We start from the raw sequence: 16772 nt of genomic DNA on the forward strand, positions 1-16772 counted from the left end.
GCTGCGCCGATGGTAGTGTGGCCTAAGCCATGCGAGAGTAGGTCATCGCCAGGGTTTATACCCAAAAACCCCGCTGCTCACGCAGCGGGGTTTTTCTTATTAAGTGAAGGCACTGCTTTTTGAGTGGCTTCCGCCCCGAGGGCAAGATCGCGATGCTGGCGCTGCAAGCGCTGCTGCAACCGTCTCCCTGGTGAAATTAGCGCTATGGAACCACCCGATCCCATCCCGAACTCGGAAGTGAAACGTAGCTGCGCCGATGGTAGTGTGGCCTAAGCCATGCGAGAGTAGGTCATCGCCAGGGTTTACACCCAAAACCCCGCTGCTCACGCAGCGGGGTTTTTCTTTGTGCGCAGGAAATGCGGGTAGTGCCGGCCGCTGGCCGGCAACCCGATGGCGTTACATCACCCGGTAGATCCACGACATGCGTGGATGCCCTCCGTGAGGAATCACGGCGCCAACCAAGGTTGGCAGCTACCTAGGGCAGGCGAACCCACAGTAGATCCACGCAATGCGTGGATGGATTGTTCCCGCAAAGAGCGGCGCCAACCAAGGTTGGCATCTACCACCGCGCTGCAATCGCACGCACAAAAAAGCGGCGCCCTTGCGGGCGCCGCCTTGGATTGCTTCAGTACTCAGTCGAGCAGGGTCGACGCTACTTCGCCGCAGCCGGTGCCTTGTCCTTCATCATTGCATCGCGGGCCGCCTTGAACGGGTTGCCTGCATACCAGTTCGGCCAGCGATCGCCGCCGGCCAGTTCCTTGCCGACGCCGTACATCAGCTGCAGGTCTTCGACAGTCCCGTCCAGCTTCCAGGTGGCCGCGTCGAACTCGTCCTTCGGGCCGTGGTAGCGATTGGCGCCGTAGTCCGCTGCGGCCTTGCGGCCGGCCTCCACGCCACCCTCGCGCAGGTCCTCGCCACCATCGGCGTACAGGGCCGGCACGCCGGCCTTGGCGAAGTTGAAGTGATCCGAGCGGAAGTAGAAGCCACTCTGCACCGAGGTCTCACCGTGCAGGGTACGGTCCTGGGCCGCGGCCAGCGGCTTGAGAATGTCTTCCATCTCCGAGCTGCCGAAACCGGTGACAGTCACGTCCTTGGCACGGCCAGCCACCGACATCGCATCGATGTTGATCACGCCGGCGATCTTGTCCAGCGGGAAGGTGGGGTGCGCGACGTAGTACTTCGAACCCAGCAGGCCGGATTCTTCCAGGGTCACCGCCAGGAACACCACTGAACGCTCCGGCTTCGGATCCTGGTGGGCCATTGCTTCAGCCACCTCGAGGATGCCGGCCACGCCGGTCGCATTGTCGACTGCACCGTTGTAGATGTTGTCGCCGGTCTCGCCCTCGTGCTTGCCCAGGTGGTCCCAGTGCGCCATGTACAGCACGGCCTCGTCGGCACGCTTGCTGCCCGGCAGCACGCCCACCACGTTGCGCGACTGCTTCTGCGCGATCTGGCTCTTCAGGTCGACCGCGGCGGTGGCCTTCAGCGGAACCGGCTTGAAGCCGCGCTTGCTGGCGTCCTTGTACGCCTGCGCCAGGTCCAGGCCGGCGCCGGCGAACAATGCCTTGGCGGCTTCCGCACTCAGCCAGCCCTGCACCGGGATGCGGGCTTCCGGGTCGTCCTTGGCCGGCAGGTCGTACTGCGGGCCCGCCCAGGAGTTCTTCACCACGTCCCAGCCATAGGAGGCGCCGGCGGTGTCGTGCACGATCAGCGCGGCGGCGGCGCCCTTGCGTGCGGCTTCCTCGAACTTGTAGGTCCAGCGGCCGTAGTAGGTCATGCGCTTGCCGTCGAACAGCTTCGCGTCATCGACGTGGAAGCCCGGATCGTTGACGAACATGACGACCGTCTTGCCCTTCCAGTCCTGGCCGGCGTAGTCGTTCCACTTCTGCTCCGGCGCATCGACGCCGTAGCCAACGAACACCAGGTCGCTGGCGTCGACCTTCACCTCGGCCTGGCCGGTACGGGTGCCCACCACCATATCGGTACCGAACTTCAGTTCGGTGGTTTTGCCGCCCTGGGTGATCTTCAGCACGGTCGATTCGTTGGCCGTGGTCTCAGTCATCGGCACGTCCTGGAACCAGCTGTCGCCGTTGCCGGGCTGCAGGCCGATGCGCTGCATCTGGTCACGGATGTAGTTGACCGTCAGTTCTTCGCCCTTGCTACCCGGGGCGCGACCTTCGAACTCATCCGAGGCCAGGGTCTTGACCATCTCGGCGAAGTCCCCGGCGTTGATTTCCGGCGAGAACGAATGGGCTGCCGGCTTCGCAGCGGCAGTGTCAGTGGCCGGCGCGGGCGCCGGAGTATCTTCGCCTTTGCAGGCACTGAGCGCGGCCGCAGCGGCCAGGCACAGGAGGAGTTTGCGGGGCATCGTCGATTCCTGGAAAACAAAGGGCGGCCACACCTCGAGCGTGGCCGGTAACAGCGAGTATCACCGAACCGAATGGCCCGGTGCGCTCAATCCGCCGGAGCGGTTTCGGCGTCGAACGGGATCGGCTCGGCGCCGGTGACCGGCCCGATACGAGCGGTGCGATGCACGTACAGCACCACCTCGCGTTCGAACTGCAGTGGGCCGTTGACCACGGCGTTCGGGCCGATGATCACGCGCGGCTTGCGGCTGGCGGTGAGCGAGACGCTGAAGTTCGGCTTGCGCACATGCACGCCACCGTTCACCTGCGAACCGATGCCGACGGTGATATCGCCGTTGACGGTCTCCACGTCCTTGCCGACGCGGCTTTCGACCAGGCCGATGCCACCGTTCACGGTTTCGACGCCGCCTTCGATCTGGCTGCCGCGATCGCTGAAGATGCTGCCGTTGACCGTGCTGACGTCGCCACGGGCGATCACCTCGCGGCCCAGGCGCACGCCGCCGTTGACCGTCTCGATCTGGCCGGTGCGTGCGCGGTCGGCGACCTTCACCCCACCATTGACGGTGTCGATACTGCCGGTCTCGACGCCTTCGCCGACACGGATGCCGCCGTTGACGGTATCCAGTTTGCCGTAGCGCTGGCCGGCGTCGGCGCTGATGCTGCCGTTGACCTTGCTGATGTCTTCCTGGGCCACAACCGGCCCGGTGGCCAGCAGCACGCCCAACAGCAGCGGAATGGAAAGAGTTTTCATGGGGACCTCGATGGATGTGCGGCTGGCAGGCCGCGTGCGGAGATGTCACCATTCCCCGGTACCCCCTGCAACTGCCTGAAGTCACTGGAAAGCCCTTGCGCGACAACGCCTTCCCATCACGCCGACATCACATCGCCGCCATCCGCGGCGGGCGCTGCCTGCTGCTGGGGCTGGCGTTGGCCCTTGCCCTGCCCTTGCCCGGTGCTGCGCAGACTACCCGCGAGACCGAGCGCAAGCTGCAGAAGCTGCGCACCGAACTGAAGGGCGTGGCGCAGGAGCGCCGGCAGATCGAAGGGCAGCGCGGCCAGGCATCACAGCAGCTGCGCGAGGCGGATGAGAAGGTGGCCCGCACCGGCCGTGCGCTTGCGCAAACAGAAACCGCGCTGCGCGAGCAGGGAAGGGCCCTGGCCGAGGCCGAACAACGCCGCAGCACGCTGCAGGCCAACCTCGCCCAGCAGCATCGCGAGCTGGCCGGCCTGCTGCGTGCGGCCTACCAGCTGGGCAACCACGCACCTTTGAAGCTGCTGCTGTCGCAGGACACGGTGGCCGATGCCAATCGCGCCCTGGCCTACCACCGCTACCTGCAGCGCGAGCGGGCAAAGCGCATCACCGCGCTGACTGCTGACCTGAAGGAGCTGGAGGCGCTGCAGGCGCAGATCGCTGAGCGCAAGCAGAAGCTGCAGGGCGCGCAGCAGAACCAGAAGCAGCAGGCAGCGGCGCTGGAAGTCGACCGCCGCGATCGCGCAAAGACTGTTGCCTCGCTGGACGAGCGCTTCAAGGACCAGCGCGAGAAAGAACAGGCGCTGGGCCAGGATGCCAAGGCGCTGGAAACGCTGCTGGCCAATCTGCGTGCGGCCGCCGCCCGTGCCGAGGCCGAGCGTCGCGCGGCTGCGCGCCGTGCGGCAGCGGAGAAGGCCGCCGCCGAACGTGCCGCACGCCAGGCGGCGGCACAGGGACGGCCGCTGCCGCCCACCAAGGTGCCGCCTGCCGTGGCCTCGGCGCCTGCGCCGAAGGTTGGAGGCCTGGGCTGGCCGTTGTCCGGCAATCTGCTGGCGCGCTATGGCGGCAAGTTGCCTGACGGCCGCACCAGCAGCGGTGTGCTGATCGGTGCACCGGCCGGCAGTACCGTTACTGCGGTGGCCGATGGCACCGTGGTGTTCTCCGACTGGATGACCGGCTACGGCATGATCCTGATCGTCGACCACGGCAACGGCTACATGAGCCTGTATGCCCACAACGACACCCTGCTGAAGGATGCCGGTACCCGGGTCAGTCGTGGCGACGCGGTGGCCAAGGTCGGCAATTCCGGCGGCCAGGGCGTGACCGCGCTGTACTTCGAGCTGCGGCGTGGCGGGCAGCCGGTCAATCCGGACAGCTGGCTGCAGCGGCGCTGAATCCAGCGCTACCGCAGGCATGGCGGATTCAACGGGAATTTAGCTGTGCTTCGCGCATAATCGGCGCATGTGCCTTGGGCACGATGCCATCGTCGACAGGAGTGATCCATGCGCGCAGCCCGTACCGCCACCCTCTTGCTGGCTCTGTTGCCAGCGCTGTCCTGGGCGCAGCAGACCGCGCCCGCCCCGAGCCAGGAAACCAGCGGGCAGGCGGCGAACAGCGAGGAGGCGGTGACCTCGAAGGTACCGCTGGAGGAGATCCGCCGTTTCGTGGCCGTGTACAACGCGGTGCGTGCTGCCTACGTCGACCCGGTCGATGACAAGAAGCTGATGCAGTCGGCGGTGCGCGGCCTGCTGCTCGACCTTGATCCGCACAGCACCTATTTCAACAAGGAAGACGCGCAGGCTTTCGACGAACAGGCCAGCGGCGCCTACGAAGGCATCGGCGTGGAGCTGCAGCAGCAGCCGGACAACGCCAGCATGAAGGTGATCGCGCCGATCGACGACACGCCGGCGGCCAAGGCCGGCATCCTCGCTGGTGACCTGATCATCGCCATCGATGGCAAGCCGATCAGCGCGATCGACGCCAGCGAGCCGCTGCGGGGCGCCGCCGGAAGCAAGGTGGTGCTGACCATCGTGCGCGAAGGCAAGCCCAAGCCGTTCGATGTCAGCCTCACCCGCCAGACCATCCGCGTGACCAGTGTGAAGAGCCGCATGCTCGAACCGGGTTACGCCTACATCCGCCTGAGCACCTTCCAGGCCGATACCGGTTCTGATTTCCAGAAGCACGTGCAGCAGCTGCAGAAGCAGTCCGGTGGTCAGCTCAAGGGCCTGGTGCTGGATCTGCGCAGCAACCCGGGTGGCCTGCTGACCGCCGCCGTGCAGGTGGCCGATGATCTGCTCGACAAGGGCAATATCGTCAGCACCCGTGGCCGCATCAGCATCAGCGATGCACGCTTCGATGCGACCCCTGGCGATCTGTTGAAGGGCGCACCGGTGGTGGTGCTGGTCGACGCTGGTTCGGCCAGTGCTTCGGAAGTGCTGGCCGGCGCGCTGCGCGACAACAAGCGTGCGCGCGTGGTCGGCAGCCGCACCTTCGGCAAGGGCTCGGTGCAGACCGTGCTGCCGCTGGACAACGGCGATTCGGTGAAGCTGACTACCGCGCGTTACTACACGCCCAGCGGCAAGTCGATCCAGGCCACCGGCATCGTGCCGGAGGTCGAGCTGAAGCCGGCGGCGCGCCCGGAAGAAGAGGCGCTGCCGGCCAGCCTGAGCGACTACAGCGAAGCGACCCTGCCGGGCCACCTGCGCGGCGACGACGAAGGCACCGAGGGTTATCACGCAGGGGCAGTACTGCCGGGCGATGGCCCGATCAACGATGCGCTGGCCGAGCTGAAGAATCCCGGTTCGGTGGCTGCACGGTTGAAGGCCGAAGCGGCGAAGGCCGCTGCGGCCAAGGCTGCGAAAACGGCGGCCGCGAAGCCGGAGGCCACGCCGGATGCAAAGGCCGAGCCGAAGCCGGAGGCCACGCCGGATGCGAAGGCCGAGCCGAAGCCGGAGGCCACGCCGGATGCGAAGGCCGAGCCGAAGGCGGAGAGCAAGCCGGAAGCAAAGCCCGCTCCGGCCCCGGTCAAGCCCTGACGGTAGTGCCGGGCCATGCCCGGCGACGAAACCCGCAGTCGAGCACGCTTGACGCTACGAACGAGCGGGTGAGCGTGGAGTTGGCCAGCGGCCGGCACCACCGGACCGGTCAGAACCCGTGGCGCTTGCGCAGCTTGCGGGCGATCGCGGCGCGCACGTAGACCCCGTACACCAGGCCGAACATGAAGCCACCGATGTGCGCCCACCAGGCGACCATGCCGAAGCTCGGGCCGATGTGGGCGAACACCACCTGCAGTGCGGCCCAGACGCCGATCAGCAGGTAGGCCGGGGCGCGCACGAACTCCAGGAACAGGCCGAGCGGGATCACCACGCCCAGCCGCGCGCCCGGGAACAGCGCCAGGTAGGCGCCGATCAAGGCCGAGACCGCGCCGCTGGCGCCGATGATGATCTGGTCCGGGCTGCCCATGGTGTAGATCGCCACCAGGTTGGAGACCGCACCGCCGACCAGGAACAGCAGCAGCAACCGCCACGGGCCCAGCACCCGTTCGGCGGGCAGGCCGAAGATCAACAGGAACACCAGGTTGCCCAGCAGGTGTGACCAGTCTGCGTGCAGGAACAGGGCCGTGAACAGTCGCAGCACGCTGCCGTCCTGCAGGGTCGCCCACCAGTCCAGCGGGTGGGTCAGGCCGGTGGACAGGGCGCCCCAGTCCAGCCAGAGGCTGCCCCGGGCGTCGTCCGGACGCGAGATCGACCACAGGAACGCCAGCCACAGTGCCGCAAACAGCACGGGCGTGGCCCAGCGCAGGGCCGCCTTCTTGCGCGACGGGAGGGAGACGAACATGGGCAATAGCCTAGCGTGCGGGCGCCTGCGGCGGGATTTGTCCTGTTCAGCTTTTGAGACGAAAAAAGCGCCTGCGCTGTTATTGTTTCATTAACAGCTCTGGGTAATACTCGCATACGGCGTCGTATGTCGGGAGGGGAATCCGGCGCGCTCCGAAGGGCCCCAGGGCCTGCCGGGCGCAGGCGCACTCAGAGCACCATCACCGCTTACCGGAGAGAGAACTACGATGCAAACCGCTTCCACCATTGCCCGACTGACCCTGCTGGCCGTCGGCGTTGCCGGTGCGCTGGCCGCCGCCGATGCCAACGCTGCCGCCTTCCAGCTGAAGGAAAACAGCGCCAAGGGCCTCGGCCGCGCGTTCGCCGGTTCCGGCAGCGCCGAGGGCGACGCCTCCATCATCGCCGTCAACCCGGCCGGCATGCGCCAGCTGGAAGGCACGATGGTCCAGGGCGACCTGAGCGCCATCAGCTTCAAGGCCGAGTTCAAGGGCCAGGGCCGCAATGCGGCAGGCCGCCCGCAGACCGGTGGTGACGGCGGCGACGCCGGCATGATCGCTCCGGTTCCGGCTGCGTACTTCCACATGCCGGTCGGCGAGAAGGCCCACTTCGGTGTGTCGCTGACCGCACCGTTCGGCTTCAAGACCGAATACGACAACGGTTGGGTCGGTCGCTACAGCGGCCTGAAGACCGACCTGAAGGCCATCGACCTCGGCTTCGCCGCATCGTATGACGTCAACCCGTACGTGTCCTTCGGCGCGTCGGTGTTCGTCGAGCACCTGACCATCGAGCTGAGCAACGCCGTCGACTACGGCAGCATCCTGGCCGGCGCCGGTGCTCCGGGCTTCGCCCCGGGCAGTTCGGATGGCACCCTGAAGATCGAAGGTGACAACAATGCCGTGGGCTGGACCGTTGGTGGCCTGTTCTCGATCGACGAGAACACCCACATCGGCCTGAGCTACCGTTCCAAGGTCGAGCACAAGATCACCGGTGGTGATGCGACCTTCAGCGGCGCCGACCGCGCCCGTTCCCTGCTGACCAACTCGCCGCGTACTCGCGGTTGGTTCATGGACACCAGCGGCAAGGCCACGGTGACCATGCCGGCCTCGGCCACCCTGAGCGTGACCCACAAGGTCAACGACCGCTGGACCGTGATGGGCGACGTGACCCGTACCGCCTGGTCGACCGCGTTTGACAGCGTGACCGTTGACTACGCTTCGCCGCAGCCCGATTCGGTTCTGGAGTTCGGCTACCGCGACACCACCTTCGTGTCGCTGGGCGCCGACTACAAGCTGAGCGACACCGTCACCCTGCGCGGTGGTGTTGCACTGGACCAGACCCCGACCACCGACGCCCACCGCGACGTCCGCGTGCCGGATACCAGCCGCAAGTGGCTGTCGCTGGGCGTGGGCTGGACCCCGTCGCAGAACACCGAGTGGAACATTGGTTATACCCACCTGTTCACCAGCGATCCGAACGTGAACGTGCCGGCGACCACCGCCAACCAGGGCAACTCGCTGTCGGGCAAGTACAAGGTCCGTGGCGACGTGCTGGCAGCTTCGTTCCAGTACAAGTTCTGATTCGGGCTTCCGCCTGACGCAGTACACGGAGGGCCCCGCGCAAGCGGGGCCTTCTTCTTTTGTGGCCTCGGGTCATCCACGCGTGGCGTGGGTCTACTGAAGAGCACCGCCATCCACGGCGTGGATCCACGACAATAGCGCCATGAACCTGTCCGACCCGAACTTCCAGCTGGAGCTGGCTGCCAACATCGCCGTCGCCGGCTCGATCCTGCTGGCCGGGCGCAACAACGTGCACACCTGGTGGCTGGGCATCGTCGGCTGTGCGCTGTTTGCCGCGGTGTTCGAGCGCTCGCATCTGTATGCCGACATGGTGCTGCAGTTCTTCTTCATCGCCATCAGCGTGCTGGGCTGGTGGCAGTGGCTGCGCGGCGACCATGGTGCGCCGCTGCCGATCACCTCGCTGCGACCACGTGCATGGGCCTGGCTGGCGCCGCTGGCGGTGGTGGCGACCTTCGGCTACGGCTGGATGCTGACCCGCCTGACCAATGCCTATGCGCCGTACATCGATTCGGCGGTGCTGGTGCTGAGCGTGATCGCGCAGATCCTGATGATGCGACGCAAGCTGGAATCGTGGTGGGTGTGGCTGCTGGTGAATACCGTCGCGGTGCCGCTGTACTACAGCCGTGGCCTGCACCTGACCTCGATCCTGTACGTGGGCTTCTGGATCAACGCGCTGGTGGCATTGCGCCACTGGCGCAATCTGATGCGGGTGTAGCGCCGAGCCCATGCTCGGCTGCACCGTGCAAGCTGAGCATGGGCTCGGCGCTACAGGAAACAAGGCACAAAAAACCCCGCTTTCGCGGGGTTTTTCGTTTGCCGCATGACGCCTGGGATCAGTCGCCCAGGGTCAGCAGCGAGGCATTGCCGCCGGCAGCGGTGGTGTTCACCGTCACCGTCTTTTCGGTGGCGAAGCGCAGCAGGTAGTGCGGGCCGCCGGCCTTGGGGCCGGTGCCGGACAGGCCCTGGCCGCCGAACGGCTGCACGCCGACCACCGCACCGATCTGGTTGCGGTTGACGTAGACGTTGCCGACGTGGACGCCGTTGCTGATGCGGTCGACGGTTTCGTCGATGCGCGAATGCACGCCCAGGGTCAGGCCATAGCCGGTGGCGTTGATCTGGTCGATCACCGCGTCGAGCTGGTCGCCCTTCCAGCGGATCACGTGCAGCACCGGCCCGAAGATTTCCTTCTGCAGCTGGCCCAGGTCCTTCAGTTCGTACGCACGCGGTACGAAGAAGGTGCCGTTGGCCGCTTCGGCCGACAGCTCGGCGGCGGCGATCAGGCGTGCTTCGCGGTCCATGCGTTCGGCGTGGTCCTGCAGGATCTTCAGTGCATCGGCGTCGATCACCGGGCCGACGTCAGTGGACAGCAGGCCGGGGTTGCCGACCTTCAGTTCCTTCATCGCACCGGCCAGCATGGTCATCACCTTGTCGGCGATGTCGTCCTGCACGAACAGCACGCGCGCGGCCGAGCAGCGCTGGCCGGCCGAGGTGAAGGCCGAACCAATCGCATCCTTGACCAGCTGTTCCGGCAGCGCCGAGGAGTCGGCGATGAAGGCGTTCTGGCCACCGGTTTCGGCAATCAGCACGCCGATGGCGGCGTCACGTGCGGCCATCGCGCGGTTGATCGCACGGGCGGTCTCGGTGGAGCCGGTGAAGGCCACGCCGGCCACGCGCGGGTCGGCGGTCAGCGCAGCACCGACGGTGGCGCCATCGCCCGGCAGGTACTGCACCACGTCGGCCGGCACGCCGGCATCGTGCAGCAGCTTCACTGCGTAGTAGCCGATCAGGTTGGTCTGCTCGGCCGGCTTGGCGATGACGCTGTTGCCGGCGGCCAGTGCGGCAGCCACCTGGCCGAGGAAGATCGCAAGCGGGAAGTTCCACGGGCTGATGCAGACGAACACGCCGCGGCCATGCAGCTGCAGTTCGTTGGATTCGCCGGTCGGGCTGGGCAGCTTCTCGGCGTGGCTGAACTGCTCGCGTGCCTGCTTGGCGTAGTAGCGCAGGAAGTCCACGGCTTCGCGTACTTCGGCGATGCCGTCGGGCAGGCTCTTGCCGGCTTCCTTCACGCACAGCGCCATGAATTCGGGCATGCGCGCTTCCAGCTGGTCGGCGGCGTGCTCGAGGATGGCGGCGCGGCTGGCCGCCGGGGTGCGGTTCCAGGCCGGCTGTGCGGCCACGGCATTGGCCAGTGCCTTCTGCACGGTGGCGGCATCGGCGGCCTGCCACTGGCCGACCACCTCGCGGGTATCGGCGGGGTTGGTCACCGGCTGTGCGGCGCCGGCCGGGTTGGCACCCGGCACCAGCGGCGCGGCCGACCAGGGCTTCACTGCAGCGTTGAGCTGCTCGGCCAGGGCGCGCAGTTCGTTGTCGTTGGCGAGGTTGGCGCCCATGGAGTTCTTCCTGTCGTGGTTCTGGCTGCGCAGCAGGTCAACCGGCAGCGGGATCTTGGGGTGCGGAATCGATTCGAACGAGGACACCATCTCGACCGGATCGCGGATCAGGTCGGCGATCGGCACGCGCTCGTCGGTGATGCGGTTGACGAAGCTGGAGTTGGCGCCGTTTTCCAGCAGGCGGCGCACCAGGTACGGCAGCAGGTCTTCATGCGAACCAACCGGCGCGTACACGCGGCACGGCAGGTTCAAGCGGTCGGCCGGCACCACTTCGGCGTACAGGTCGTCGCCCATGCCGTGCAGCTTCTGGTGCTCGTAGACGCCGCCATTGGCGATGCTGCGCACTGCCGCGATGGTGTGCGCGTTGTGCGTGGCGAACATCGGGTAGATCGCGTCGGCATGGGTAAACAGACGCTTGGCACACGCCAGGTAGGACACGTCGGTATTCTGCTTGCGGGTGAACACCGGGTAGCCGGCATAGCCTTCGATCTGCGCGCGCTTGATCTCGGCGTCCCAGTAGGCACCCTTGACCAGGCGCACCTGCAGGCGACGACCGGCGCGGCGCGCCATGTCGGCCAGGTGGTCGATCGTGTACGGCGTACGCTTCTGGTAAGCCTGCACGACCACGCCGAAGCCATCCCAGCCGGCCAGCGAGGCATCGCCGAACACCTGCTCGATGATGTCCAGCGACAGTTCCAGGCGATCGGACTCTTCGGCGTCGACGGTGCAGCCGATGCCGTAGCTCTTGGCCAGCTGTGCCAGTTCCAGCACGCCTGGTACCAGGTCCTTCAGCACGCGCGCGCGCTTGGCGTGCTCGTAGCGCGGGTACAGCGCCGACAGCTTGATGGAGATGCCCGGGGCGTTGTTGACGTCGCCGTCCGGGCGGCCACCGCGGGCCTTGTGGTCACCACCGATGGCGTGGATCGCACGACGGTAGTCCTCCAGGTAGCGCAGCGCGTCCTTCATGGTCAGCGCGCCTTCGCCCAGCATGTCGAAGGAGTAGCGGTAGCTGGCGTTGTCGCCCTTGTGCGAGCGCGACAGTGCTTCGCTGATGGTGCGGCCCATGACGAACTGGTGGCCCATGATCTTCATCGCCTGGCGCACGGCCAGGCGCACCACCGGTTCACCCACGCGGCCGACCAGGCGCTTGAACGCGCTGGGCGCATCAGCGCGGGTGGCATCGTTCATCTGCACCAGCTTGCCAGTCAGCATCAGGCCCCAGGTGGAGGCGTTGACCAGCACCGAGTCGCTGCCGCCCAGGTGCTTTTCCCAGTCGGCATCGGCCAGCTTGTCGCGGATCAGCTTGTCGGCGGTGTCCTGGTCCGGAATGCGCAGCAGCGCTTCGGCCACGCACATCAGCAGCACGCCTTCCTCGCTGCCCAGGTCGTACTGGCGCATGAAGGCTTCGATCGCCCCCTGGTCCTTGGCGCGCACGCGCACCCGGCCGACCAGATCGGCGGCCAGCGCCTGCACCTTGGCCTGTTCCTCGGCGGGCAGGCGGGCCTGCGCCAGCAGTTCGCGCACGTGGCTGGCCTCGTCCTTCAACCAGCCATCGGTGATGGCCTGGCGGAACGGGTTGGGGGACGCCGGCAGTTCCGGCGACAGCAGCGCGCCGGGACGCGGAGCGTCGCTGGCGGCAGGGGAGGAGAAGGGTGCGTTCATGCCGGTCCGGCCAATGGAAAACTTGGCGATTTTAATCATTTTTGCGCCTTGGGGAAGTGCCCCGCAGCCACCTTCGTGAAGGGCTGATAGCCCCTAACGGTGGTGGGTTCAGCCTGTTCAGAAAGTCCTGCAGAATTTGTGCCGAATTCGTCATTCGCGTTGCCGGGGTCATGCTGTGTTGCAGCATCGGAAAAAGTGTGAATGCACCCTTGCTACTGGCGAGAGGGCGGGGCTACCATCGAGACGTTTCCCGCGGCAGGAACGCGGTTGCGACATGATCGAGGTGCTTACAGCTCCAGATGGATCAGGTACGCAGCTGCGACTGCGTCCCCCACGGGCGCTCGATGCCCGGCAGTTCGTCCTGTTGTTTGCTGTGTTGTCGGGAGCGATGTGGCTGGTGTCCGCCCTCGGGTGGTTGGCCGGCAATGCATTCGCCCCCCTGTTCGCGCTGCTGTACAGCCTGCTGTTGGCAGTCGCGTTGCGCGCGTTGTGGCGCAGCGGTGAACGGCAGGAGGAGATCCGGGTAGTGCCAGCGTGTGTGGAGGTCATCCCCGTACCTGGTGGATCGCCGGTGTTCCGGGCCCATCCCCACTGGGTGCGCCTGCTCACCGACGACGAGAAGGTCCGGCTGGCATCCAGCGGCCGGCAGGTGGAGGTGGGGAGTTTCCTCGCGCCGGCCGAACGTCAAACGCTTGTTGAAACGCTTGAAGATTTGCTCGCCGCCAGCGATGGCGGCAACCGACGACGCTAAGGGTCTAGGCAATGAAGCAAAGCAGAGGGTGGGGCACGAAGTGCGTTGCAATGGTCGCCACGATGGCGGCCCTGCTGTCGATGCCGGGGACGGCACTGGCCCAGGCGGCCGATCCAAAGCCGTGGCAGCTGAACATGGGCAAGGGGGTGACCCAGACCTCACGCCTGGCCTGGGAATCGAACAATCTCTCGCTGATCGTCTGTACGGTGATCGGCGTGATCGTGTTCGGCGCCATGGCCTACGCCATGTTCAAGTTCCGCAAGTCGAAAGGCGCGGTGGCCGCCACCTTCAGCCACAACACCAAGGCCGAAATCATCTGGACAGTGATCCCGGTGATCATCCTGGTGGTGATGGCGTGGCCGGCCACGGCCAACCTGATCAAGATGTACGACACCCGCGATGCCGAGATGACCGTGAAGGTCACCGGTTACCAGTGGATGTGGAAGTACGAATACCTCGGTGAGAACGTCACCTTCACCAGCCGCCTGGACCGTGAATCCGATCGCATGCGGCAGAGCGGCAAGGTGCCGACCCGCGAGAGCCATCCGCATTACCTGCTGGACGTGGACAACCGGCTGGTGTTGCCGGTTGATACCAAGGTGCGCTTCGTCATCACCTCCGACGACGTGATCCACGCCTGGTGGGTACCGGCGCTGGGCTGGAAGCAGGACGCCATCCCCGGTTTCATCAATGAAGCCTGGACCAGCATCGAGCAGCCCGGTGTCTACCGCGGCCAGTGCGCGGAGCTGTGCGGCAAGGACCATGGCTTCATGCCGATCGTGGTCGAGGCGGTGTCCAAGGAAGAATTCAAGCAGTGGCTGGCGCAGCGCAAACCCGCGCCTGCACCGGCAGCGCCTGCCGCGCCCGCCGAACCCACCGCACCTGCCAGTGAAACGCCGGCGCAGCCGGCGGCACCGGCAGCCGCCGAGGCCGGCAACGCGCCTGCGGCGGCGGCCAGCGGAGCCTGATGTAACTGCCCGCGGCCGTATCGCGGCTGCGGCGACAACCGATCCTGAGAGGTGTTTTGCAATGGCGCACTCGGCAGTTGGGCACGACGATCACCATCACCCGCAGAGCTTCTTCGAGCGTTGGTTCTTCTCGACCAACCACAAGGACATCGGCACGCTGTACCTGGGTTTCAGCTTCATCATGTTCGTCATCGGCGCGTTCATGAGCGTGCTGATCCGGCTGGAACTGGCCCAGCCCGGCATCCAGTACATCCGTCCGGAAATCTTCAACCAGCTGACCACCGTACACGCGCTGGTGATGATCTTCGGCGGGGTGATGCCGGCCTTCGTCGGCCTGGCCAACTGGATGATCCCATTGCAGATCGGCGCGCCGGACATGGCGCTGCCGCGCATGAACAACTGGTCGTTCTGGCTGCTGCCGGTGGCCTTCAGCCTGCTGCTGCTGACCTTCCTGCTGCCCGGTGGCGCGCCGGCCGGTGGCTGGACGCTGTACCCGCCGCTGTCGCTGCAGGGCGGCTACAACGTGGCGTTCACCGTGTTCGCCATCCACGTGGCCGGCATCAGTTCGATCATGGGCGCGATCAACATCATCGCCACGGTGCTGAACATGCGCGCGCCCGGCATCGACCTGCTGAAGATGCCGATCTTCTGCTGGGCCTGGCTGATTACCGCGTTCCTGCTGATCGCGGTGATGCCGGTGCTGGCCGGTGCGGTGACGATGCTGCTCACCGACAAGTTCTTCGGCACCAGCTTCTTCAATGCGGCCGGTGGTGGTGACCCGGTGATGTTCCAGCACATCTTCTGGTTCTTCGGCCATCCCGAGGTCTACATCATGATCCTGCCCGCCTTCGGCGTGGTCAGCGAGATCATCCCGACCTTCAGCCGCAAGCCGCTGTTCGGCTACCAGGCGATGGTCTACGCCACTGCGGCGATCGCGTTCCTGTCGTTCATCGTCTGGGCCCACCACATGTTCACCGTGGGCATGCCGCTGGGCGGCGAGATCTACTTCATGTTCGCCACCATGCTGATCTCGATCCCGACCGGCGTGAAGGTGTTCAACTGGGTCAGCACGATGTGGCGTGGCTCGCTGACGTTCGAGGCGCCGATGTTGTGGTCGGTGGCCTTCGTGATCCTGTTCACCATCGGCGGGTTCTCCGGCCTGATGCTGGCCATCGTGGCGGCTGACTTCCAGTACCACGACACCTACTTCGTGGTCGCCCACTTCCACTACGTGCTGGTGACCGGCGCGGTGTTCGCGCTGATCGCGGCGGTGTACTACTGGTGGCCGAAGTGGACTGGGCGCATGTACAGCGAGAAGTGGGCCAAGGTGCACTTCTGGTGGTCGATCGTGTTCGTCAACCTGCTGTTCTTCCCGCAGCATTTCCTGGGCCTGGCCGGCATGCCGCGCCGCATCCCCGATTACTCGGTGGCGTTCGCCGACTGGAACCTGATCAGCTCGATCGGTGCGTTCGGCATGTTCGCCACGCCGTTCATGATGGCTGCGATCCTGCTGTCCTCGCTGCGCAATGGCGAGAAGGCCGAGGCCCGCTCCTGGGAAGGTGCGCGCGGCCTGGAATGGACGCTGCCGTCGCCGGCACCGGCGCACACCTTCACCACGCCGCCAACGATCCGCCCGGGCGACCTGGCGCACGACGATATCGGTCATTGAGGTGATGCATGCATAACGAGAGCCCGATCACCCCGGCCAGAGCCGAGCCACGCTTGGCCGCAAGCGCATCGCCAGGCCAGCGGCCGGGCACCGCGCCGCTTTATGCGGAGCAGCGCCAGCGCGCCAGGCGCACCGCGCTGTGGGTGGGCGCGATCGCCGTACTGGTCTACGTCGGTTTCATCCTCAGCGGCGTGATCGGTCGATGAGCGAAACGCCGACCACCGCTCCGTCACGCAGCGCCGGCCTGCCGCGCCTGATCGGCGTTGCGGTGGTGGTGTTCCTGCTGACGTTCTCGCTGGTACCGCTGTATCGCATCGCCTGCGAGAAGGTATTCGGCGTGCGCCTGGAACGTGGCCCGGGCAGCGAAGCCAGTACCGGTGCTGCCACCGGCAAGCGCACCGTGCGGGTGGAATTCGATGGTGGTGTCAATTCGCGGCTGCCGTGGTCGTTCCATCCCGAGCAGCTGACCATGGATGTGGTGCCTGGCGAGCTCAACGAGGCGCTGTACTTCGCCCGCAACGATAGCCAGCAGGCCGTGGTCGGCAGCGCAGTGCCGTCGGTGGCGCCGGCACGCGCGTCCGGCTTCTTCAGCAAGACCGAGTGCTTCTGCTTCACCGCGCAGACCCTGCAGGCCGGCGAGAAGCGTGACATGCCGGTGCGCTTCATCGTCGATCCGGACCTGCCGCCGGAAATCCGCACGATCACCTTGTCCTACACCTTCTACCGCAACGATGCGTTGTCCGATCGGCTGGCGCCCGCCGCCACGTCGGAAGGCGCCCACGCTGCTCCCTGACCCGGATAC

Annotated in this window: 13 protein-coding genes and 1 rRNA gene; 10 read left to right on the plus strand and 4 right to left on the minus strand. The window is 66.2% G+C overall.

What is annotated here, in order from left to right; all coding sequences use genetic code 11:
• Nucleotides 1-186: 186 nt before the first annotated feature.
• Nucleotides 187-301 (plus strand): 5S ribosomal RNA (rrf, locus tag AC13GA_RS00005).
• A gap of 351 nt (nt 302-652) precedes the next feature.
• On the opposite strand, the gene AC13GA_RS00010 is transcribed toward rrf, so the two are convergent.
• A complete protein-coding gene (locus tag AC13GA_RS00010) occupies nt 653-2368 on the minus strand; it encodes a M28 family metallopeptidase (protein WP_482997295.1) in 1716 nt (571 codons plus the stop codon).
• A gap of 86 nt (nt 2369-2454) precedes the next feature.
• Nucleotides 2455-3117, minus strand: a complete 663-nt coding sequence (locus AC13GA_RS00015; protein WP_253079358.1) for a DUF4097 family beta strand repeat-containing protein — start codon at nt 3115-3117, stop codon at nt 2455-2457.
• Nucleotides 3118-3212: 95 nt separating this feature from the next.
• Between AC13GA_RS00015 and AC13GA_RS00020 the strand changes: the two genes are divergently transcribed.
• Together AC13GA_RS00020 and AC13GA_RS00025 are read left to right on the plus strand one after the other, a co-directional pair.
• Entirely contained in the window at nt 3213-4511 is a 1299-nt protein-coding gene (locus AC13GA_RS00020) for a murein hydrolase activator EnvC family protein (protein WP_482997296.1), read from the plus strand.
• Nucleotides 4512-4619: 108 nt separating this feature from the next.
• Nucleotides 4620-6152: a S41 family peptidase gene (locus AC13GA_RS00025; protein WP_482997297.1), complete on the plus strand. Its 1533-nt coding sequence runs from the start codon at nt 4620-4622 to the stop codon at nt 6150-6152.
• 109 nt (nt 6153-6261) lie between these two features.
• Here AC13GA_RS00025 and AC13GA_RS00030 read toward each other — a convergent pair whose 3' ends face one another.
• On the minus strand, nt 6262-6954 hold the full coding sequence (locus AC13GA_RS00030) for a rhomboid family intramembrane serine protease (protein ID WP_004138280.1): 693 nt from the start codon (nt 6952-6954) through the stop codon (nt 6262-6264).
• 226 nt (nt 6955-7180) lie between these two features.
• Here AC13GA_RS00030 and AC13GA_RS00035 point away from each other — a divergent pair, with 226 nt between their 5' ends.
• Together AC13GA_RS00035 and pnuC are read left to right on the plus strand one after the other, a co-directional pair.
• Nucleotides 7181-8530: an outer membrane protein transport protein gene (locus AC13GA_RS00035; protein WP_046983902.1), complete on the plus strand. Its 1350-nt coding sequence runs from the start codon at nt 7181-7183 to the stop codon at nt 8528-8530.
• Nucleotides 8531-8672: 142 nt separating this feature from the next.
• Entirely contained in the window at nt 8673-9245 is a 573-nt protein-coding gene (pnuC, locus tag AC13GA_RS00040) for a nicotinamide riboside transporter PnuC (RefSeq protein WP_019338979.1), read from the plus strand.
• 118 nt (nt 9246-9363) lie between these two features.
• Here pnuC and putA read toward each other — a convergent pair whose 3' ends face one another.
• Nucleotides 9364-12582, minus strand: coding sequence for a bifunctional proline dehydrogenase/L-glutamate gamma-semialdehyde dehydrogenase PutA (gene putA, locus AC13GA_RS00045; protein WP_482997298.1), 3219 nt, complete (start codon nt 12580-12582; stop codon nt 9364-9366).
• 274 nt (nt 12583-12856) lie between these two features.
• On the opposite strand from putA, the gene AC13GA_RS00050 reads away from it, so the two are divergent.
• From AC13GA_RS00050 to AC13GA_RS00070, 5 genes are all read left to right on the plus strand, one after another.
• Nucleotides 12857-13333: a DUF2244 domain-containing protein gene (locus tag AC13GA_RS00050; protein WP_046983900.1), complete on the plus strand. Its 477-nt coding sequence runs from the start codon at nt 12857-12859 to the stop codon at nt 13331-13333.
• An 11-nt stretch (nt 13334-13344) separates the two neighbouring features.
• Complete coding sequence (gene coxB / locus AC13GA_RS00055) at nt 13345-14301, plus strand: cytochrome c oxidase subunit II (protein ID WP_253079362.1); 957 nt, start codon at nt 13345-13347, stop codon at nt 14299-14301.
• Nucleotides 14302-14362: 61 nt separating this feature from the next.
• Complete coding sequence (gene ctaD, locus AC13GA_RS00060) at nt 14363-15970, plus strand: cytochrome c oxidase subunit I (protein WP_025878294.1); 1608 nt, start codon at nt 14363-14365, stop codon at nt 15968-15970.
• Nucleotides 15971-15978: 8 nt separating this feature from the next.
• Nucleotides 15979-16176, plus strand: a complete 198-nt coding sequence (locus tag AC13GA_RS00065; RefSeq protein WP_025878293.1) for a hypothetical protein — start codon at nt 15979-15981, stop codon at nt 16174-16176.
• The gene (locus tag AC13GA_RS00070) at nt 16173-16763 is read left to right on the plus strand and encodes a cytochrome c oxidase assembly protein (protein ID WP_426354592.1); all 591 of its coding nucleotides are present in this window, start codon (nt 16173-16175) and stop codon (nt 16761-16763) included. The genes AC13GA_RS00065 and AC13GA_RS00070 overlap by 4 nt, the downstream gene beginning before the upstream one ends.
• The last annotated feature ends 9 nt before the right edge of the window (nt 16764-16772 follow it).

It is taken from the genome of Stenotrophomonas sp. 22DLJC03 (assembly GCF_056861405.1).